Below are 18,374 nucleotides of genomic sequence, written 5' to 3'. Positions count from 1 at the left end.
TGGGGTGCGGCCCTGCGTCGCGCCCCACTCGGTCATCCCCATGGAGGGCACAAGCGTATGGCAGGGCACATTCAGGACCGGTGGTACAAGGTTGAGCGGGGCCCCGACGGTAAGCCCCGACGCGTCAAGACCGATCGCTTCGGTATCGGCATGCGCTACCGCGCCCGGTACGTGGGCCCCGACGGCACCGAGAGGTCCAAGAGCTTCCCCGACAAACAGAAGCGCCTGGCCGAGCAGTGGTTGACGAGCACTGAGGCTGACATGGCGCGGGGTGAGTACATCGACCCCAAGGTCGGCCGCACCACCTTTCAGCAGTACGCGGAACGCTGGGTTGCTGCCCAGACGACCGACATCGCCACGCGTACGGGTACGGAGTCGAGGCTTCGACTGCACGCCTACCCGTACATCGGGTCGCGCCCGCTCGGTTCCTTTCAGGCCGAGCACATCCGGGAGTTGTTGCGCAGGCTCGAAGATGCGGGTCTGGCCGCGTCCTACCGCCGGGTCATCTTCGCCAACGTGTCGGCCGTCTTCACAGCCGCCCTGGACGACCGGCTCATCTCGCGGAACCCTTGCCGCGCTGCCTCGGTAAAGGCGCCGGCCTCGGTCCCGCGCCGGGTCCGGCCGTGGGGTGCTGAGCAGGTCTTCGCTGTCCGGGAAGCGCTTCCCGCCCACTATCGCGCAATGATCGACGTGGGGAGCGGCTGCGGGCTACGACAAGGCGAAATCTTCGGACTCCCGGTCGATGAGGTCGGATTCCTTACCGGGTGGCTGCATGTGGGCTATCAGGTGAAGATGGTCGGCGGCCGGGCCGTCTTCGCGCCGCCCAAGCGGGGCAAGGTCCGTGACGTGCCTCTGCCCAAGGAGGTGGGCCGGGCCCTGGCCGCTCACATGGAGCAGTTCCCGCCGCAGGACGTCACACTGCCGTGGGAGAGCCCGGACGGCCCCTTGCTGACCAAACGGCTGATGTTCACCACAGAGGAGGGCAAGGCCGTCGGGCGGCACTACTTCAACACCGCTACCTGGAAGCCCGCCCTTGTGGTCGCCGGCGTCCTCCCGGAGCCCAAACCGGGGGAGAGGGCCCGGGAGTCACGGGAGAACGGCATGCACGCCCTCAGGCACTTCTACGCCTCCGTCCTGCTGGACGCCGGCGAGAACATCAAGGCCCTGAGCGGTTACCTGGGACACGCCGACCCCGGGTTCACGCTGCGGGTGTACACGCACCTCATGCCGAGCAGTGAGAGCCGCACCCGGAAGGCTGTCGACGACATGTACCGGGCCTCCCATGGAGCGTCTGACGGCCCGGAGACGGCCCAGGCAGCGTGATGACGGCCCTCACCACGGCAATGCCGCTGGTGAGGGCCCCTTTCGTCCCAAGTCTGGCCAAGTATAACGAGAACTGGTATCAGTTCTGACACACAGTCAGAAAGTTCGGGGAGGCGGCGCCATGACCGAGCTGGTCGAGCACGGGAAGCTGTTCATCGGCGGGGAGTGGGCCGATCCCCTCGGTGATGACGTCATCGAGGTGGTCTCACCGCACACCGAACAGGTCATCGGCCGGGTGCCGCACGCCTCCGAGGCCGATGTCGACCGCGCGGTCGCGGCGGCCCGCCGGGCCTTCGACGAGGGGCCCTGGCCCCGGACGTCCCTGGACGAGCGGATCGCCGTCGTCACCCGTATCAAGGACGCGATCGCCGTACGACACGAGGAGATCGCCCGGACGGTCAGCGCGCAGAACGGCTCCCCCTACTCGTGGAGCGTCCTGGCGCAGGCGCTCGGCGCGATGATGGTGTGGGACGCGGCCATCACGGTCGCGCGCGACCACCCGTACGAGGTGGAGCGCGCCGGTGTCCTCGGCCCGATCCTGGTGCGGCGCGAGCCGGTCGGGGTGGTCGCGGCCGTGGTGCCGTGGAACGTCCCGCAGTTCACGGCCGCCGCCAAGCTCGGCCCGGCGCTGCTCGCCGGATGCGCGGTGGTGCTCAAGCCGTCGCCCGAGTCGCCCCTCGACGCCTACCTGCTGGCCGAGATCACGGCCGAGGCCGGGCTGCCCGAGGGGGTGCTGTCGATCCTGCCCGCCGACCGGGAGGTCAGCGAGTACCTGGTCGGCCACCCCGGCGTCGACAAGGTGTCCTTCACCGGCTCGGTGGCGGCGGGGAAACGGGTCATGGAGGTCGCCTCGCGCAACCTCACCCGCGTCACCCTGGAGCTGGGCGGCAAGTCCGCGGCCGTCGTCCTGCCGGACGCCGACCTGGAGGCGGCCGTCGCCGGGATCGTCCCGGCCGCCTGGATGAACAATGGCCAGGCGTGCGTGGCCCAGACCCGGATCCTCGCGCCGCGCTCCCGGTACGGCGAGTTCGCCGAGGCGCTCGCGGCGGCGGCCGGCGCCCTGGTGGTCGGCGATCCGCTCGACCCGGCCACCCAGGTCGGCCCGCTGGTGGCCCGGCGCCAGCGGCAGCGGTCCCTCGACTACATACGCGTCGGCCAGGAGGAGGGTGCCAAGGTCCTCGCGGGCGGCGGCCGCCCGGCAGGCCTGGAGCGCGGCTGGTACGTGGAGCCGACCCTCCTCGGTGACGTCGACAACCGGATGCGCGTCGCCCGCGAGGAGATCTTCGGCCCCGTCATCTGCCTGCTGCCGTACGAGGACGAGAGCGAGGCGCTGACCATCGCGAACGACTCGGACTACGGCCTCAGCGGCAGCGTGTGGACCGGCGACGTCACCCGCGGCGTCGACTTCGCCCGCCGGGTGCGCACGGGCACCTTCAACGTCAACACCTTCAGCCTCGACATGCTGGGCCCGTTCGGCGGCTACAAGAACTCGGGACTGGGCCGGGAGTTCGGACCCGAGGGGTACGACGCGTACCTGGAGTACAAGATGATCCACCTCCCGGCCGGCCATCAGGGGGCATGATGGGCGACCGCTGGCACGTGGAGGTCGACCGGGGCGTGTGCATCGGCTCCGGCATGTGTGTGAACCACGCCCCGGACGGCTTCGCCCTGGACACCGCCCGGCAGTCGCGGCCCCGGACCGCCGAGACCGACGCCGACGAGCGGATCCTAGCGGCGGCGGAGGGGTGCCCGGTGGAGGCGATCACGATCACCCTGATGGACCACGGCGGGCCGGTCTTCCCTCCCGACGACGAGTGAAGGAGCCACGAGGGAACGGCGCGCGGCGCCCGTCATTGCACGGTCCTGCCGGTACCCCCGTGCCAGACTCGTCGCTTGATCACGAGGGCACGGGGCCCGCGTGCACGCAGGATTGGGAGATTCATGCGCAAGGCGATGGGGGTCCCCCCTGCTCGGCCGAAGTCGGGCGCCTGGGGGAGGGCGGCCGCGGCCGCCGGTGTGGTGCTGCTGGTAGCGGGCTGTGGCGGCGGTGGCTCCGGCGAGGGAACGGGGACCGCGGCACCCTCGTCCGGCTCCTCGTCCCCGGCGGCGGGCGCGGGCGCGGAGGCCGGCGGCAGCCTGGACGCCGCCGCGGTGACCGAGGAGATCTCGACCGCGGCCACGGCGGCGGGTTTCGTCGCGAAGCCCTCGGAGGACGACGTCCCGCCGGCTCTCAAGCCGTGCATGGTCTCGTGGCAGGCGGACGCCGAGAAGGCCACCGCCTCCAGGAAGTCCTACGACGACACGGTCGCGGCGCTCGCCAAGGGCGGCTGGAAGGAGTCGCAGAGCTTCGACCAGGAGAACGTGGCCATCAAGTCGCTGACCAAGAGCGGCTGGACGGTGAAGGCCAGCCACCACGGCCAGTCCGGCACCTTCCTGATCGTCTCCTTCATCGCCACGGACAGCGGCCCGGAGTGCGCGAAGCTCTTCCAGGAGGACCTGGAGAAGAACAAGAACACCCAGTAGCCCCCGCGGCGGGGGGAGGGCCGGGGCGGAGCCGGTGGCGCCCGCCCCTGGGGTTTCCGTGCGACGGGCCGGGTTCCGGCCGATCAGGCGGGGCTCGGCTCAGGCCGGCCCGGTGCCCGGCGCGTCCGGGGCCGTCAGGTCGATCAGGCGGCACACCGTCTCGATGTCGATCTTCACCTGGGCGATCGACGCACGGCCCGACAGCCAGGTGATCAGCGCCGAGTGCCAGGTGTGCTCGATCACCCGAACCGCCGACAGCTGCTGCGGCGTGGGGTGTTCCAGCCCCGTCGCGTCCAGGATGATCGCCGTCGTCTGCCGGGAGACGGTGTCCACCTCCGGGCTCACACTGCGGTCGGCGAACGTCAGCGCCCGCACCATCGCGTCCGCGAGGTGCGGCTCGCGCTGGAGGGCCCGGAAGGCGCGCATCAGCGTCTCGGCGACCCGCTCCGAGGCGGACTCCCCGGCCGGCGGCCGCTTGCGCAGCGTCGTGTGCATGTGGTCGAGCTGGTCCTGCATGGTCGCCACCAGCAGGTGGATCTTGGACGGGAAGTACCGGTACAGCGTGCCCAGCGCCACCCCGGCCGCCTCGGCGACCTCCCGCATCTGGACGGCGTCGAAGCCTCCCCGGCCGGCGAGCTGCGCGCTCGCGTGGAGGATCCGGCGACGGCGCGCCTCCTGGCGCTCGGTGAGCGGCGGCGACGCCGGTCTGACTTCCGCTGTCATGTGTCCCGTTCCGTTGTTCCGTTCCATGGCGTACAGGCGTGTGTACGGGCCGGCACCGGCGGGCGCCCGCCGTGGCGGGAATCACCTGATCCGGCCCTTACAGCGGCGCTACCTGCCGGTAGATTCGAAGCTCCTTGAACGATCAAGTCTGAAACTTGTTCTAGATTAGCGCGACCGGTTACGCTCCGGCGAAACGCAAGGCAGAAGGGGGCCGCGAGTGACCGCTGAGGCCATAGAGGCAAGCCCCCGCGGCGGTGTGACCGGGAGCGACGACCTCCCGCTGCGCATCGCGCTCCTCACGTACAAAGGGAACCCGTTCTGCGGCGGACAGGGCGTCTACGTCCGCCACCTGTCGCGCGAACTGACCCGCCTCGGGCACAGCGTCGAGGTGATCGGCTCCCAGCCCTACCCCGTACTCGACGACGGCGTCCCCCTCACCGAGCTCGCCAGCCTCGACCTGTACCGGCAGCCCGACCCCTTCCGCACGCCGAAGCGGGGCGAGTACCGCGACTGGATCGACGCCCTCGAAGTCGCCACCATGTGGACCGGCGGCTTCCCCGAGCCGCTCACCTTCTCGCTGCGGGCCCGCCGCCACCTGGCCGCCCGCCGCGGCGACTTCGACGTCGTCCACGACAACCAGACCCTCGGCTACGGCCTCCTCGGCGACATCGGCGCCCCGCTCGTCACCACCGTCCACCACCCCATCACGGTGGACCGGCAACTGGAGCTGGACGCCGCGCAGGACTGGAAGCGCCGCGCCTCCGTCCGCCGCTGGTACGCCTTCACGCGCATGCAGAAGCGCGTCGCCCGCCGCCTCCCCTCCGTGCTCACCGTCTCCGGCACCTCCCGCGACGAGATCGTCGAGCACCTCGGCGTACGCCAGGACCGCATCCGCGTCGTCCACATCGGCGCCGACACCGACCTGTGGTCGCCCGACCCGGCCGTGCCGGAGGTCGCCGGCCGGATCGTCACCACCTCCAGCGCGGACGTCCCGCTCAAGGGCCTGGTCCACCTCGTGGAGGCCCTCGCCAAGCTCCGCACCGAGAACCCGGACGCCCACCTCGTCGTCGTCGGCAAGCGCGCCGAGGACGGGCCGGTCGCGCAGGCCATCGAGCGGTACGGGCTCGACGGCGCCGTCCGGTTCGTCAAGGGCATCACCGACGCCGAGCTGGTGGACCTCTACCGGGGCGCCCAAGTGGCGTGCGTGCCCTCGCTGTACGAGGGGTTCTCCCTGCCCGCCGCCGAGGCGATGGCCACCGGGACGCCCCTGGTCGCCACCACCGGCGGCGCCATCCCCGAGGTCGCCGGCCCGGACGGCGAGACCTGCCTGGCCGTCCCGCCCGGCGACGCGGGCGCCCTCGCGGCGGCCCTCGGCCGGATCCTCGGTGACGCAGACCTGCGCACCCGGCTCGGCGCGGCAGGCCGCGCCCGGGTCCTCGACAGGTTCACCTGGGCCCGCGCGGCCCAGGGCACGGCGGAGCTGTACCGCGAGGCCATCGCGGCGCGGGGAGCCCGCCGGTGACCCAGACGCCCATCCCTTCCCCCCTCGCTCCCCTCACCCCCCTCTCCTCCTTCCTCCGTGAAAGCAGGCCGTCCCCGTGCTGACCGTCGACTTCACCCGCTTCCCGCTCGCCCCCGGCGACCGTGTGCTCGACCTGGGCTGCGGGGCCGGGCGGCACGCGTTCGAGTGCTACCGGCGCGGAGCCCAGGTCGTCGCCCTCGACCAGAACGGCGAGGAGATCCGCGAGGTCGCCAAGTGGTTCGCCGCCATGAAGGAGGCCGGTGAGGCGCCCGCCGGGGCGACCGCCACCGCCATGGAGGGCGACGCCCTCAACCTGCCGTTCCCCGACGAGTCGTTCGACGTCGTGATCATCTCCGAGGTCATGGAGCACATCCCGGACGACAAGGGCGTGCTCGCCGAGATGGTCCGCGTCCTCAAGCCCGGCGGCCGCATCGCCGTCACCGTCCCCCGCTACGGCCCCGAGAAGGTCTGCTGGACCCTCTCCGACGCCTACCACGAGGTCGAGGGCGGTCACATCCGCATCTACAAGGCCGACGAACTGCTCGCCAAGATCCGCGAAGCCGGCCTGAAGCCGTACGGCACCCACCACGCGCACGCGCTGCACTCGCCGTACTGGTGGCTGAAGTGCGCGTTCGGCGTCGACAACGACAAGGCGCTGCCGGTGCGCGCGTACCACAAGCTGCTGGTCTGGGACATCATGAAGAAGCCCCTCGTCACCCGCATCGCCGAACAGGCCCTCAACCCCGTCATGGGCAAGAGCTTCGTGGCCTACGCGACCAAGCCCAAGCTGCCGAAGGCCGAGGCCGAGACCGCGTGACGAGCCCCGAGAGGACCGAACACCTCGTCCTGCCCGGCGTCCTCACCGCCGAGCAGGCCGCCGAGACCGTCGCCGGCATCCTCGCCGTCCAGCGCGAGGACGGCGCCATCCCCTGGTTCCGCGGCCACCACCTCGACCCGTGGGACCACACCGAGGCCGCCATGGCCCTGGACACCGCCGGCGAGCACGAGGCCGCCACCCGCGCCTACGAGTGGCTCGCCCGGCACCAGAACGACGACGGCTCCTGGTACGCCGCCTACCACGACGGCGACCACACCCGGGTCACCGACCACGGCCGCGAGAGCAACTTCTGCGCCTACATAGCGGTCGGCGTCTGGCACCACTACCTCGCCACCGGCGACGACACCTTCCTCGACCGGATGTGGCCCGTCGTGTACGCCGCCGTCGAGTTCGTGCTCCGCCTCCAGCAGCCCGGCGGCCAGATCGGCTGGAAGCGGGAGCCCGACGGCACGCCCGTCACCGACGCGCTGCTCACCGGCTCCTCCTCCATCCACCAGGCGCTGCGCTGCGCCCTCGCCATCGCCGAGGAACGCGAGGAACCGCAGCCCGACTGGGAACTGGCCGCGGGCGCGCTCGCCCACGCCATCCGCCACCACCCCGAGCGGTTCCTGGACAAGAACCGCTACTCGATGGACTGGTACTACCCCGTCCTCGGCGGAGCCGTCACCGGCGCGGCGGCCAAGGAGCGCATCGAGAGCGCCTGGGACGACTTCGTGGTCCCCGGCCTCGGCGTACGCTGCGTCCTGCCCAACCCCTGGGTCACCGGCGGCGAGAGCTGCGAACTGGCCCTCACCCTCTGGGCCATGGGCGAGTCCGACCGTGCCCTGCAGATCCTCCAGTCCATCGGCCACCTGCGCGGCCCCGGCGGCATGTACTGGACGGGCTACGTCTTCGAGGGCGACCGCGCCGTCTGGCCCGAGGAACTCACCACCTGGACGGCGGGCTCCCTGCTGCTCGCCGTGGCCGCCCTGGGCGGGGACGAGGCGACCACGGCCGTCTTCGGCGGCGAGAGGCTGCCGCACGGCCTGGCGCCCGACTGCTGTCGCTGATGGCCTGAACCGGACCCCGCCCGGATTCGCCATCCTCGGGGCGGGGTACCCGGGTTCACCGATCGAGACGGAATTCCGGACGATTCGTCCGCAACCATCCCGCTGTCCCGGTCGTCCAACACAATAAAGGCCCAGCGTCAGGGGAAAACACATGAAACGACGCGCCACGGCACTGGTGACGCTCCTGCTCACAGGCGCCGGACTCGGAATGCTGACGGTGCCCGCCCAGGCGGCCCCGGCGGCGGCCACGCGGACCACCGCCGCCTGCCCCACCGGGTGGGGCAGCACCCTGAAGACCGGTGTCAGCGCCGCAACCGCCTCCCTGGTGGACATCAGGACCGGTCGCCACGACTGCTTCGACCGCATGGTCTTCCACGTCCCCGGCATCGGCAGCGGCAAGGCCGGCTACCACGTCCGCTACGTCGACCGGGTGTACCAGGACGGCTCCGGGCGGTACGTCCCGGTCGCCGGCGGAGCGGTACTGGAAGTGCGCATCGCCGCGCCCAGCTACAACCCCGAGACCGGCGGGGCGACCTACCGGGGCAAGGTGGCACAGCCGCTGCCCGGGGTGAACCTCACCGGCTACCGCACCTTCAAGGACACCCGGTTCGTCGGCAGCTTCGAGGGCGACACCCAGATCGGCCTCGGCGTCCGCGCCCGGCTCCCGTTCCGCGTCCTCCACCTGTCCGACCGCCTCGTCGTGGACGTGGCCCACACCTGGGGCACCACCCGCTGACCCCGCGCCCGCCCGTACGGCACCCGCACCGGGCGCCGTACGGCGAGGGCACAGCGTGCTTCAGTACCGGCGCAGTCGGCCGGCGAGGGCGTGGCCGAGGAGCAGGTACACGAGCGCGGCGAGGCCGTAGCCCGCCACGACGCGCAGCCACGCCAGGTCGAACGTGAACAGGTCGTGCGACCAGCCCGCCAGCCAGCGGGCCGCCTCCTGGACGAACTGGACCAGGTCGTTGGCCCGGTTCGCGTCGAACAGGTACATCAGGATCCACAGGCCGATGATCGCGGCCATGACGTCGGCGACCACCGCGACCGCGGTCGCCGCCTGTGCGCTTCCGTTCCGATGACGGGGAGACATGCTCCCCTGGTTGCCGCTCCCGTGCGCCCGAAACCCGTGTGCGCCCTACGCGTTGAGCTCCGCCAGCAGCCGGAGGGTCGCGGGGTCCGGGGCCGTCACCAGGAGGTCGGTGACCGGGCCCTCGCGCCAGAGCGCCAGTCGCTCGGCGATCCGCTCGCGCGGCCCGACCAGCGAGATCTCGTCGGCGAAGGCGTCCGGGACGGCGAGGACCGCCTCGTCGCGGCGCCCCCGCGCGAACAGCTCCTGGACGCGGCGGGCCTCCGCCTCGTACCCCATGCGGGCCATCAGGTCGGCGTGGAAGTTGCGGGTGGTGTGCCCCATGCCGCCGATGTAGAAGCCCAGCATCGCCTTGACGGGCAGCAGGCCCTCGGCGACGTCGTCACAGAGCCGGGCACGGGCCATGGGCGCCACAATGAAGCCGACGGGCAGCTCCTTCACGTCGTACACGTCCGGGCGCAGGGGGGACCAGTACAGGGGCAGCCAGCCGTCGGCGATCCGGGTCGTCTGGGCGATGTTCCGCGGGCCCTCCGCGCCGAGCAGGACCGGGAGGCCGGCGCGGAGCGGGTGGGTGATCGCTCTGAGCGGCCTGCCGAGGCCGGTGCCGTCCTCGCCGGCGTACGGAAGGGAGTGGAAGCGGCCGTCGAGCGTCACGGGGGCCTCCCGGCGCAGGACCTGGCGGACGACGTCGACGTACTCGCGCGTCGCCGTGAGCGGCGACGCGGGGAACGGGCGGCCGTACCAGCCCTCGACGACCTGCGGCCCGGACAGGCCGAGGCCCAGCATCATCCGGCCGCCCGAGAGGTGGTCCAGGGTCAGTGCGTGCATGGCGGTGGCTGTCGGCGTCCGGGCGGCCATCTGCGCGATCGCCGTCCCGAGCCGGATCCGGCGGGTGTGGGCCGCGATCCAGGTGAGCGGGGTGAACGCGTCGGAGCCCCACGCCTCGGCCGTCCAGACGGAGTCGTAGCCGAGGCGCTCGGCCTCGCGGGCCAGTTCGAGATGGCCGGGGTTCGGGCCGCGCCCCCAGTAGCCGAGTGCCAGTCCGAGCCGCATGCCCCGCACCTTCCTGACGAACCGTCAGTTCCATGCGCGGGTGACTGTACGCCAACGGCCCCCCGCCCGGAAGGGCGAGGGGCCGTACGGGAACGGATCGTGGCGCGTCAGCCGCGCTGGATGCCCGTCGTGTCCTGCAGCACGCCACGGCGGCCGTCCTGCGTCTGGGCGACCAGACCCGGGCCGCGCTGCTCCACCGCCAGGTACCAGGTGCCGGGCGCCAGCTCCGCGATCGGCGTCGGGGAGCCGTCCTCCGCGTACAGCGGACGGGCCACCGGCACGGCGAACCAGAACGGCGAGAAGTCCGAGGTGGACGCGGGCTGCTGGCCCTGGCCCTGGGACGGCTGCGACGGGGCCTGCGGGGCCTGCTGCCCGGCCTGCGACGGATGCGGCTGGCCCGGCTGACCGGCCTGCGACGCGCCCGGGTAGCCGTAACCACCCTCCGGCTGGCCGCCGTACGGCGGCTGCTGGGCGCCGGGGGCGCCGGGGTAGCCGTAACCCGCCTGCGGCTGACCGCCGTACGGCTGCGGCTGCTGCGGACGCGGCGCGCCCACGAGCGGCGCCTTGAGCGCCGGGACGAGCGGAGCGGCCACCGCGGCGGCGGCGAGCGCGATCGTCGCCAGCAGGCCCAGGATCATGCCCGCACCGGCGTCGGGCTCCCAGTCGATGATGGTCCAGAAGGCCGTCCACAGCGCGAAGATGCAGAAAGCCACACCGAACTGGCCCAGGTCGATCCCCGCCACCTTGCGGCCGGGCATCGCGCGCCCGACCACGATCAGCGCCGCCCCGATGACACCGGAGAGGAACATGCTCATCAGCATGCCGAGGGAATCCCAGGCGTTGGGTGAGTCGAAGTTCGAGCAGTCGATGCCGCTGGGGCAGTCGACGCCCGGAGTGAGGCCGAGGAACGAGGCGATGAACAGCACCACCGCTGCTCCGATCACCACGCCATCGCCTCGAGTGAGGGAGCGGATGTTCACGTGTAAGAGTCCTTCGTCGGTTCGTCTCGTCGGGGTGGCGCGGTGCACGGGGGTGGCCGGCCCCATCGTACGGATGCGGTACGGGTTTGGCTCCGGGGCGACCCCGGACCCCCGGCAGGCTACCGTCCGCCGGACCTAGCCCCGCAGGTAGGTACGGACGCCGACCGCGATTCCCCGGGCCGCTTTCTGCCGCCATGCCGCGTCTGTCAGCAATGCGGCGTCCTTCGGGTCACGCATATTGCCGCATTCGACGAACACTTTGGGCACCGTCGACAGATTCAGCCCGCCGAGGTCCTTGCGTACGTCCAACCCGCTTCCGCCGCCGATGTAGTTGGCCGGAGCGCTTCCGGTCGCCCGCGCGAACTCCCGCACGATGCCCTCCCCGAGGGCCCGCGACGGGGCCACGATCCGCGTCGTGTCGGCCGCGCCGCCCTTGACCGGCGCGGGAAGAATCACATGGAAGCCGCGGTTCCCGGTGCCGGAACCGTCCGCGTGGACGGAGACCACGGCGTCGGCCTTCGCGGCGTTGCCGATCCGGGCCCGCTCGTCGATGCACGGGCCGAAGGGGCGGTCGGCGTCCTGGGTGAGGGTCACCGTGGCGCCCTGCTCCTGAAGCAGTGTGCGAAGACGGTGTGAAACATCCAGGGTGAATGCGGCTTCCGTGTAACCGGTGTTCGTCGACGTACCCGTGGTGTCGCATTCCTTGCGGTTCGTTCCGATGTCCACCAGCCGGTTGATCTCCCGCGGGTGATCGAAGTTACCCGGATTGTGGCCCGGATCGATCACGACGGTCTTCCCGGCGAGCGGAAGCGGGGCGGTGGACACGGAAGGGCCCGGTGCGGAGGGACCCGGCGCCGGCCGCGCCTGCGGCGGGGCGCTCTTGGCCGGGCCGCTCGTCGCGCCCCAGACCAGCCAGCCGGCCAGCGCGACCGCCGCCGGCACGGCCAACGTCAGGGTGAGCTTCGAGCGGCGGGCCGGGCGAGGGGCCGGCGGACTGTCGTCGTGGTGCACACGCTGATGCTAGGCGGTGCCGGGCCCGCGGCTCAGAAACCCGGGCCCGTACGCCGCAGGACGCGCAGCGAGTCCGTCACCGACACCTCGGTGAACGCACCGGACTCCAGGGCCCGCAGGTAGACGCGGTACGGGGCCTGGCCGCCGTCCGCCGGGTCGGGGAACACGTCGTGGACGACCAGCAGCCCGCCCTCGGCCACGCGCGGCGCCCAGCCCTCGTAGTCGGCCGTCGCGTGCTCGTCGGTGTGGCCCCCGTCGATGAAGACCAGGCCGACCTCGCCCGCCCACACCCGTGCGACCTGCGGCGAGCGGCCGACGACCGCGATGACGTACTCCTCCAGCCCCGCCTTGTGCAGTGTGCGGCGGAACGTCGGCAGCGTGTCCATCAGCCCGACCTCGGGATCGACCACCGTCGGGTCGTGGTACTCCCACCCCGGCTGCTGCTCCTCGCTGCCCCGGTGGTGGTCGACGGTGACCGCCACGGTGCCCGCGGCGCGGGCCGCGTCGGCGAGCAGGATCGTGGAGCGCCCGCAATACGTGCCGACCTCCAGCAGCGGCAGTCCCAGCCGCGCGGCCTCGGCGGCCGCCGCGTGGAGCGCCAGCCCCTCGCGCACCGGCATGAACCCCTTGGCGGCCTCGAAGGCGGCGAGCGTCTCCGGCTTTGGCGCGGCGGGCACGGCCATGGGGTTCCTCCTGGTCGGACATCCGTACTGGGCGGTCACATCGTAGGCGGCGCGGGGAGGACCGGGACTTCCGGAGTAGGCCCATATCCGGATGTACGGACCGCACCACGCCTGCGACCATGACACGCATGCCGCCATCCCGTACCGACACCGCCAAGGCCCCGCTGACCGCAGGCTCCGCCCGCCCCGCCGCCCGTACCTGGGCGGTCGTCCTCGCCGCGTGCGCCGGCCAGTTCCTGGTGGTCCTCGACGTCTCCGTGGTCAACGTCGCCCTGCCGTCGATGCGCGCCGACCTCGGTCTGTCGGCGGTCGGGCTCCAGTGGGTGCTCAACGCGTACTCGATCGCCTTCGCCGGGTTCATGCTGCTCGGCGGAAGGGCCGCGGACCTGTTCGGGCGCAAGCGGATGTTCCTGGTCGGGCTCGGGCTGTTCACCGCCGCCTCGGTGGCCGGCGGGCTCGCCGTGGAGGGCTGGCAGCTGCTCGCCGCCCGCGCCGCCCAGGGGCTCGGCGCGGCGGTCCTCGCTCCCGCGACGCTCACCATCGTCACCGGCGCCGTGCCGGCGGGGCCCGCGCGGACCCGGGCGATAGCGACGTGGTCCGCGGTGGGTGCGGGCGGCGGCGCGGCGGGCGGACTGGTCGGCGGCGTCCTGACCGACCTGCTCTCCTGGCGCTGGGTGCTGCTGATCAACGTGCCGGTCGGGGCCCTGGTGATCGTCGGCGCCGCGCTGTGGATCCGGGAGAGCCGGGCGGAGGGCGGGCGGCGGCTCGACCTGCCGGGCGCGGTGCTGGTCACCGGCGGCCTCGCGGCCGTCGCGTACGGCATCGTGCAGACCGAGCAGGCCGGCTGGGGCGAGGCGGCGACGCTGCTGCCGCTGCTCGGCGGGGTGGCGCTGCTGGCGGCCTTCGTGGCGGTGGAGGCCCGGGCGAAGGCCCCGCTCATGCCGCTCAAGGTGTTCCGCTCCCGGGCTGTCACCGCGGCCAATGTGTCGATGCTGGTCAACGGCTCGGCCTCGTTCGGTATGTGGTTCTTCATGACCGTGTACGCCCAGAACGTGCTCGGCTACACGCCGCTGGAGGCCGGCCTCGCCCTCGTGCCGAGCTCGCTCGCCGTCGTCCTCGGCTCGAAACTGGCGCCTCGGCTGATGGTGAGCACCGGGGCACGCAACCTCGCCGTGATCGGCGCACTGATCGCCGCCACCGGGTTCGGCTGGCAGTCGCTGATGGAGGCGGACGGTACGTACGTCACCACCATCCTCGGACCCGGCATCCTGATGATGGCCGGCATGGGGCTGGCCATCACCCCGCTCGCCTCCCTCGCCACGTCGGGCGCCGCACCGGGCGACGCGGGCCTGGTCTCGGGCCTGGTCAACACCTCCCGCACGATGGGCGGCGCCCTGGGTCTGGCCGTCCTGTCGACCGTCGCAGCCTCCCGCACGGCGGGCGGCACGGGGCCGGAGGCGCTCACGGCCGGGTACGCGCTGGCGTTCCGCACCGGGGCGGGCATCCTGCTGGTGGGCGCCGTGCTGATGCTGCTGTGGCTGCCCCGCCGCGCCGAGGCGTAAGGTCACGGTCACGGCAGCCCTCTGCCCCATCCGGCCTCCGTGCCGCATACTGGCGGGAAATGACGAACCGATCCGCGCCCCGGCGCCACCTCGCCACCAGTCCCTTCAAAGCCCCCGTCGCCGCACCGATCAAGCACTTCGCGGTGGGGGACCGGGTCTCCCACGACAGGCACGGCCTCGGCACGGTCATCGCCGTCGAGGACCAGATCGCCACGCTCGTCGACTTCGGCTCCCAGAAGACCCGTATCGTCAGCCCGTACAAGGGCATGGACAAGCTCTGACCCCCTTCACCCCGGCTGATCCGTCACGCTGACGGCTGCCGCCCACCCCCCGGACGCCGCGCCGCGGAGCCGGTCCCGCCCGCCGGGACCGCCCGCCGCGGTGCCCCGCGTCCGGCTGCACCCACCGCGCCCCGCCCGCCGGCGCCGGCCGTGGGTGTCGTCCCGGCCGGGCACCGCCAGGCACCGCGCCGCCCGTAGTGCCCACCCGTGCCGCCCCACCCGTTGTGCCCCGTGCCGCCCCGCGGCGACGACCGCCCGCGACGAGGTGTGCGTACCGCTGCGCGGCGCACGGCGGCCCACCCGGGAGTCGTACCGCCCCGCGGACCACGACCGCCCACCCGGGATGCGTACCGCCCCGCGGCGCACGGCGGCCCACCCGGGAGTCGTACCGCCCCGCCCCGCCCTCCCGTCGAGCTGACACGCCGTCAGGGCCCTTCCCAACCCCAGGGCGCCGCGCTATACAGGAGGACCACCGGGGCTAGAACGCGTTCTAGAACCGGCCCCTACGCGGCCTCGGCGCGGCCGACGGTGCGGACGGCCGTGCCGAGGTCTCCAGCGACGAGCAGGAGCCCCATGCCCATTGACGCAGGCCAGGCACTCGCGGCCGAGCCCCGTTCCGCCGAGATCACCTGGGACCACAAGGACGTCCAGCTCTACCACCTCGGCCTCGGTGCCGGCGCGCCCGCCACCGACCCCGACGAGCTGCGCTACACCCTGGAATCCCGGCTGCACGTCCTGCCCAGCTTCGCGACCGTCGCGGGTGCGGGCATGGGCATGATGGGCGGGCTGGCGGCACCCGGCATCGACGTCGACCTCTCCGCCGTCCTGCACGGCGGCCAGACCATCCGGCTGCACCGGCCCATCCCCGTGCGCGGCCGGGCGGCCACCACTTCCCGCGTCGCCGCCGTGTACGACAAGGGCAAGGCGGCCGTCCTCGTCCTCCGCTCGGAGGCCGTCGACGACGCCGGGCCGCTGTGGACGAGCGACGCCGAGGTCTACGTACGCGGCGAAGGCGGGTTCGGCGGTGAGCGCGGTCCCTCCGCCCGCCTCGAAACCCCCGACCGCGCCCCCGACCGGACCGTCGAACGGCACGTCCGCGAGGACCAGGCGCTGCTCTACCGGCTCTCCGGGGACTGGAACCCCCTCCACGCCGACCCCGAGTTCGCCAAGGTCGCGGGCTTCGACCGGCCGATCCTGCACGGCCTGTGCACCTACGGCATGACGCTGAAGGCCGTCACCGACACGCTCCTCGACGGCGAGGTCTCCCGCGTCCGCTCGTACCGCACCCGTTTCGCCGGCGTCGTGTACCCGGGCGAGACCCTCCGCATCCGGATGTGGCGCCAGGACGGGGGCGTGCGGGTGGCGGTGTCCGCCGCCGAACGGGACGACGCGCCGGTCCTCACCGACACCCTCGTAGAAACCGTGTGAAGGGAGCCGCACCATGCGCGCAGCCGTACTGCACGAGACCGGCCAGGACAAACTGGAAGTCCTCGACGACATCGAGGCCGTGGGGTTCGGACCCGGCAAGGTGCGCATCCGGGTCAGGGCGACCGGCCTGTGCCACTCCGACGTCTCCGCGATGAACGGCGTACTCCCGCAGCCCGCGCCCTTCGTCCCCGGCCACGAGGGCGCCGGTGAGATCGCCGACGTCGGCGACGGGGTGACCACGCTGCGGCCCGGCGACCGGGTGCTGCTGTGCTGGCTGCCCGCGTGCGGCGCCTGCCCGTCCTGCAAGCGCGGCCAGACCCAGCTCTGCCTGGCCGGCTTCCTCAACGCCGGTACGCCCAACTTCAAGCGCCCCGGCGGGGACGTCTTCGGCTTCGCGGGAACCGGGACCTTCGCCGAGGAGGTCGTCGTCGACGCGGGCTGTGCGATACCCATACCCGACGACGTCCCCTTCGACATCGCCGCGCTCATCGGCTGCGGGGTGACGACCGGACTGGGCGCGGCCATCAACACCGCACGTGTGGAAGCGGGTTCGTCGGTCGCCGTCATCGGCTGCGGAGGCGTCGGCATCTCGGCGATCCAGGGCGCCAGGCTCCAGGGCGCCGCCCAGATCGTGGCCGTCGACCCGGTGGCGTCACGGCGCGAGGCGGCGCTGCGGTTCGGCGCGACGGAGGCGGTGGCGCCGGAGGAGCTCCCCGACGCGAAACAGCGGATCACCGCCGGCGAGGGCTTCGACTACGTCTTCGAGGTCGTCGGCCGGTCCGCCACGGCCCGCACCGCCTACGAGGCGACCCGGCGCGGCGGCACGCTCTGCATCGTGGGCGCGGGAGCCATGGACGACTTCCTCCAGCTCAACATGTTCGAGCTGTTCTTCGACGAGAAGCGGATCCTGCCCTCGATGTACGGGGGCGGGGACGTGCTCCGTTCGTACGAGCGGGCCATCGCCCTGTGGCGGGCGGGCCGCATCGACCTCGCGGGCCTGATCACCCACAGGGTCCCGCTGGCCGGCATCAACGACGCCCTGGAGCAGATGCGGACCGGCGAGGCGCTGCGCACCTGCATCGAGATCTGAGGAGGAGGGTCCCATGTCCATGCCCCTGCGGGATCTCTCCGCGATCGTCACCGGCGCCGGGCGGGGCCTCGGCCGCGCGGAAGCCCTCGAACTCGCCCGGCTGGGAGCGGCCGTGGTCGTCAACGACCACGGGGAGGGGTCGGCGGCCGCGGCCGCCGAGGTCGTCGCCGAGATCCGCGCGGCGGGCGGCCGGGCGGTGGCCCACGTCGGGGACGTCGCCGACCACGCGACGGCCGGTGAACTCGTGGGCCTCGCCGTCGACACGTACGGCCGACTCGACGTCCTGGTCAACAACGCGGGCATCCTCCGCGACCGGATGGTCTTCTCCATGAGCGAGGCGGAGTGGGACGCGGTGATACGCGTCCACCTCAAGGGTCACTTCAACACCACCCACTTCGCGTCCGTCCATTGGCGCGAGCGTGCGAAGGGGAACGGGGCGCCGGTCCACGGCCGGATCGTCAACACCTCCTCCGAGGCGTTCCTCGCGGGCTCGGCGGGCCAGCCCAACTACGCCGCCGCCAAGGGCGGGATCGTGGGCCTGACGACCTCCACGGCGCTCGCGCTCGCCAAGTACGGCGTCACGTGCAACGCCATCTGCCCCCGTGCCCGTACCCGTATGACCCAGGACGTCTTCGCCGGCTTCAAGGAGCCCAGCGGCGACGACGCCCTCGACCCGCTGTCACCCGACCACGTCGCCCCGCTCGTCGGCTACCTCGCCGCGCCCGCCGCCTCGGGCGTCAACGGCCAGCTGTTCGTCGTCCACGGCGGCATGGTGGCCGTCATGGAACGGCCCAGGGCGGCGGCCAAGTTCGACACGGCCAAGGAGGCGTTCTCGTACGAGGAGCTGGACGCCCTGCTCTCGCCGTACTACGCCGGCCGGCCGCCCGGCGAGACGTTCGCCGCGGCCGAGGTGCTGTCCCTGGCGAAGGACTGAACCGCGCACCGCCTCCACATGTCCCATCGCGTCCACCTGTCCCACCGCGTCCACCGCCTCGTACGGCGAAGGGGCCGGCCCGGGGGATCCTCCCCGGACCGGCCCCTTCAGGTCGGTCGTACCGTCAGGCCGCGCTGTTGTGCGGGTCCTTGCGGTGACGGCCGTGCGGCTGGGTCGACAGGTCCTCCGTCGACGCCGCGCCCCCTCGGTGCTTTCCGGAGCCACCGGCGTCCCCCTGCGGTCGCCCGTGGGTCGTGTCGGTGCTGGCTTCAGACATGTGGGAAGTC

The 18,374-nt window shown here is 72.6% G+C and carries 20 protein-coding genes; 13 read left to right on the top strand and 7 right to left on the bottom strand.

Annotated features, from left to right (window positions below; all coding sequences use genetic code 11):
- The first annotated feature begins 57 nt into the window (after window positions 1–57).
- From ACZ6C1_RS30005 to ACZ6C1_RS29990, 4 genes are all read left to right on the top strand, one after another.
- Window positions 58–1,323 (top strand): tyrosine-type recombinase/integrase, encoded by a 1,266-nt coding sequence (locus ACZ6C1_RS30005; protein ID WP_469245086.1) that lies wholly within the window; start codon window positions 58–60, stop codon window positions 1,321–1,323.
- A gap of 121 nt (window positions 1,324–1,444) precedes the next feature.
- Window positions 1,445–2,905, top strand: coding sequence for an aldehyde dehydrogenase (locus ACZ6C1_RS30000; RefSeq protein WP_469245085.1), 1,461 nt, complete (start codon window positions 1,445–1,447; stop codon window positions 2,903–2,905).
- Window positions 2,905–3,141 (top strand): ferredoxin, encoded by a 237-nt coding sequence (locus ACZ6C1_RS29995; protein ID WP_469245178.1) that lies wholly within the window; start codon window positions 2,905–2,907, stop codon window positions 3,139–3,141. Before ACZ6C1_RS30000 ends, ACZ6C1_RS29995 begins: the two co-directional genes overlap by 1 nt.
- Window positions 3,142–3,264: 123 nt before the next feature.
- Window positions 3,265–3,846: a hypothetical protein gene (locus ACZ6C1_RS29990; RefSeq protein WP_469245084.1), complete on the top strand. Its 582-nt coding sequence runs from the start codon at window positions 3,265–3,267 to the stop codon at window positions 3,844–3,846.
- A 99-nt stretch (window positions 3,847–3,945) separates the two neighbouring features.
- Here ACZ6C1_RS29990 and ACZ6C1_RS29985 read toward each other — a convergent pair whose 3' ends face one another.
- Window positions 3,946–4,569 (bottom strand): TetR family transcriptional regulator, encoded by a 624-nt coding sequence (locus ACZ6C1_RS29985; RefSeq protein ID WP_469245083.1) that lies wholly within the window; start codon window positions 4,567–4,569, stop codon window positions 3,946–3,948.
- A gap of 217 nt (window positions 4,570–4,786) precedes the next feature.
- On the opposite strand from ACZ6C1_RS29985, the gene ACZ6C1_RS29980 reads away from it, so the two are divergent.
- The 4 genes from ACZ6C1_RS29980 (at window position 4,787) to ACZ6C1_RS29965 (ending at window position 8,714) form a co-directional block, all read left to right on the top strand.
- Window positions 4,787–6,091: a glycosyltransferase family 4 protein gene (locus tag ACZ6C1_RS29980; RefSeq protein WP_469245082.1), complete on the top strand. Its 1,305-nt coding sequence runs from the start codon at window positions 4,787–4,789 to the stop codon at window positions 6,089–6,091.
- A 76-nt stretch (window positions 6,092–6,167) separates the two neighbouring features.
- Complete coding sequence (locus ACZ6C1_RS29975) at window positions 6,168–6,908, top strand: class I SAM-dependent methyltransferase (RefSeq protein ID WP_469245081.1); 741 nt, start codon at window positions 6,168–6,170, stop codon at window positions 6,906–6,908.
- Window positions 6,905–7,978: a prenyltransferase/squalene oxidase repeat-containing protein gene (locus tag ACZ6C1_RS29970; protein ID WP_469245080.1), complete on the top strand. Its 1,074-nt coding sequence runs from the start codon at window positions 6,905–6,907 to the stop codon at window positions 7,976–7,978. Before ACZ6C1_RS29975 ends, ACZ6C1_RS29970 begins: the two co-directional genes overlap by 4 nt.
- A 151-nt stretch (window positions 7,979–8,129) precedes the next feature.
- Window positions 8,130–8,714, top strand: a complete 585-nt coding sequence (locus tag ACZ6C1_RS29965; RefSeq protein WP_469245079.1) for an AMIN-like domain-containing (lipo)protein — start codon at window positions 8,130–8,132, stop codon at window positions 8,712–8,714.
- A gap of 60 nt (window positions 8,715–8,774) precedes the next feature.
- Here the strand turns inward: ACZ6C1_RS29965 and ACZ6C1_RS29960 are convergent, their stop codons facing one another.
- The 5 genes from ACZ6C1_RS29960 to ACZ6C1_RS29940 form a co-directional block, all read right to left on the bottom strand.
- Window positions 8,775–9,068, bottom strand: coding sequence for a hypothetical protein (locus ACZ6C1_RS29960; RefSeq protein ID WP_469245078.1), 294 nt, complete (start codon window positions 9,066–9,068; stop codon window positions 8,775–8,777).
- A gap of 45 nt (window positions 9,069–9,113) precedes the next feature.
- On the bottom strand, window positions 9,114–10,118 hold the full coding sequence (locus tag ACZ6C1_RS29955) for an LLM class F420-dependent oxidoreductase (RefSeq protein WP_469245077.1): 1,005 nt from the start codon (window positions 10,116–10,118) through the stop codon (window positions 9,114–9,116).
- 107 nt (window positions 10,119–10,225) lie between these two features.
- The gene (locus tag ACZ6C1_RS29950) at window positions 10,226–11,065 is read right to left on the bottom strand and encodes a hypothetical protein (RefSeq protein ID WP_469245076.1); all 840 of its coding nucleotides are present in this window, start codon (window positions 11,063–11,065) and stop codon (window positions 10,226–10,228) included.
- Window positions 11,066–11,233: 168 nt separating this feature from the next.
- Window positions 11,234–12,109, bottom strand: coding sequence for an N-acetylmuramoyl-L-alanine amidase (locus ACZ6C1_RS29945; RefSeq protein ID WP_469245075.1), 876 nt, complete (start codon window positions 12,107–12,109; stop codon window positions 11,234–11,236).
- Window positions 12,110–12,141: 32 nt separating this feature from the next.
- Window positions 12,142–12,792 carry a class I SAM-dependent methyltransferase gene (locus ACZ6C1_RS29940; RefSeq protein WP_469245074.1) on the bottom strand — a complete coding sequence of 217 codons (651 nt, stop codon included), beginning with the start codon at window positions 12,790–12,792 and terminating at the stop codon, window positions 12,142–12,144.
- 128 nt (window positions 12,793–12,920) lie between these two features.
- On the opposite strand from ACZ6C1_RS29940, the gene ACZ6C1_RS29935 reads away from it, so the two are divergent.
- The 5 genes from ACZ6C1_RS29935 (at window position 12,921) to ACZ6C1_RS29915 (ending at window position 18,087) form a co-directional block, all read left to right on the top strand.
- Entirely contained in the window at window positions 12,921–14,354 is a 1,434-nt protein-coding gene (locus tag ACZ6C1_RS29935; RefSeq protein ID WP_469245073.1) for a DHA2 family efflux MFS transporter permease subunit, read from the top strand.
- Window positions 14,355–14,413: 59 nt separating this feature from the next.
- Window positions 14,414–14,635: a hypothetical protein gene (locus tag ACZ6C1_RS29930; protein ID WP_073751884.1), complete on the top strand. Its 222-nt coding sequence runs from the start codon at window positions 14,414–14,416 to the stop codon at window positions 14,633–14,635.
- Between the two features lie 573 nt (window positions 14,636–15,208).
- Window positions 15,209–16,063, top strand: a complete 855-nt coding sequence (locus ACZ6C1_RS29925) for a MaoC/PaaZ C-terminal domain-containing protein (protein WP_469245070.1) — start codon at window positions 15,209–15,211, stop codon at window positions 16,061–16,063.
- A 13-nt stretch (window positions 16,064–16,076) separates the two neighbouring features.
- A complete protein-coding gene (locus tag ACZ6C1_RS29920; protein ID WP_469245068.1) occupies window positions 16,077–17,153 on the top strand; it encodes a Zn-dependent alcohol dehydrogenase in 1,077 nt (358 codons plus the stop codon).
- Between the two features lie 13 nt (window positions 17,154–17,166).
- Entirely contained in the window at window positions 17,167–18,087 is a 921-nt protein-coding gene (locus ACZ6C1_RS29915; RefSeq protein ID WP_469245066.1) for a 3-oxoacyl-ACP reductase, read from the top strand.
- 124 nt (window positions 18,088–18,211) lie between these two features.
- On the opposite strand, the gene ACZ6C1_RS29910 is transcribed toward ACZ6C1_RS29915, so the two are convergent.
- The gene (locus ACZ6C1_RS29910; protein ID WP_198943984.1) at window positions 18,212–18,364 is read right to left on the bottom strand and encodes a hypothetical protein; all 153 of its coding nucleotides are present in this window, start codon (window positions 18,362–18,364) and stop codon (window positions 18,212–18,214) included.
- Between the last annotated feature and the right edge of the window lie 10 nt (window positions 18,365–18,374).

The sequence above is a fragment of the Streptomyces sp. NPDC041796 genome (genome assembly GCF_055590785.1).
Note: the sequence above shows the minus strand (reverse complement) of the source record. Positions and strands in the feature narration are given on the sequence as shown.

Coding starts and splice junctions, on each gene's coding strand:
- ACZ6C1_RS30005 (WP_469245086.1), top strand. CDS start 58: ATGGCAGGGCACATTCAGGACCGGTGGTACAAGGTTGAGCGGGGCCCC.
- ACZ6C1_RS30000 (WP_469245085.1), top strand. CDS start 1,445: ATGACCGAGCTGGTCGAGCACGGGAAGCTGTTCATCGGCGGGGAGTGG.
- ACZ6C1_RS29995 (WP_469245178.1), top strand. CDS start 2,905: ATGGGCGACCGCTGGCACGTGGAGGTCGACCGGGGCGTGTGCATCGGC.
- ACZ6C1_RS29990 (WP_469245084.1), top strand. CDS start 3,265: ATGCGCAAGGCGATGGGGGTCCCCCCTGCTCGGCCGAAGTCGGGCGCC.
- ACZ6C1_RS29985 (WP_469245083.1), bottom strand. CDS start 4,569: ATGACAGCGGAAGTCAGACCGGCGTCGCCGCCGCTCACCGAGCGCCAG.
- ACZ6C1_RS29965 (WP_469245079.1), top strand. CDS start 8,130: ATGAAACGACGCGCCACGGCACTGGTGACGCTCCTGCTCACAGGCGCC.
- ACZ6C1_RS29960 (WP_469245078.1), bottom strand. CDS start 9,068: ATGTCTCCCCGTCATCGGAACGGAAGCGCACAGGCGGCGACCGCGGTC.
- ACZ6C1_RS29955 (WP_469245077.1), bottom strand. CDS start 10,118: ATGCGGCTCGGACTGGCACTCGGCTACTGGGGGCGCGGCCCGAACCCC.
- ACZ6C1_RS29940 (WP_469245074.1), bottom strand. CDS start 12,792: ATGGCCGTGCCCGCCGCGCCAAAGCCGGAGACGCTCGCCGCCTTCGAG.
- ACZ6C1_RS29935 (WP_469245073.1), top strand. CDS start 12,921: ATGCCGCCATCCCGTACCGACACCGCCAAGGCCCCGCTGACCGCAGGC.
- ACZ6C1_RS29930 (WP_073751884.1), top strand. CDS start 14,414: ATGACGAACCGATCCGCGCCCCGGCGCCACCTCGCCACCAGTCCCTTC.
- ACZ6C1_RS29925 (WP_469245070.1), top strand. CDS start 15,209: ATGCCCATTGACGCAGGCCAGGCACTCGCGGCCGAGCCCCGTTCCGCC.
- ACZ6C1_RS29920 (WP_469245068.1), top strand. CDS start 16,077: ATGCGCGCAGCCGTACTGCACGAGACCGGCCAGGACAAACTGGAAGTC.
- ACZ6C1_RS29915 (WP_469245066.1), top strand. CDS start 17,167: ATGTCCATGCCCCTGCGGGATCTCTCCGCGATCGTCACCGGCGCCGGG.
- ACZ6C1_RS29910 (WP_198943984.1), bottom strand. CDS start 18,364: ATGTCTGAAGCCAGCACCGACACGACCCACGGGCGACCGCAGGGGGAC.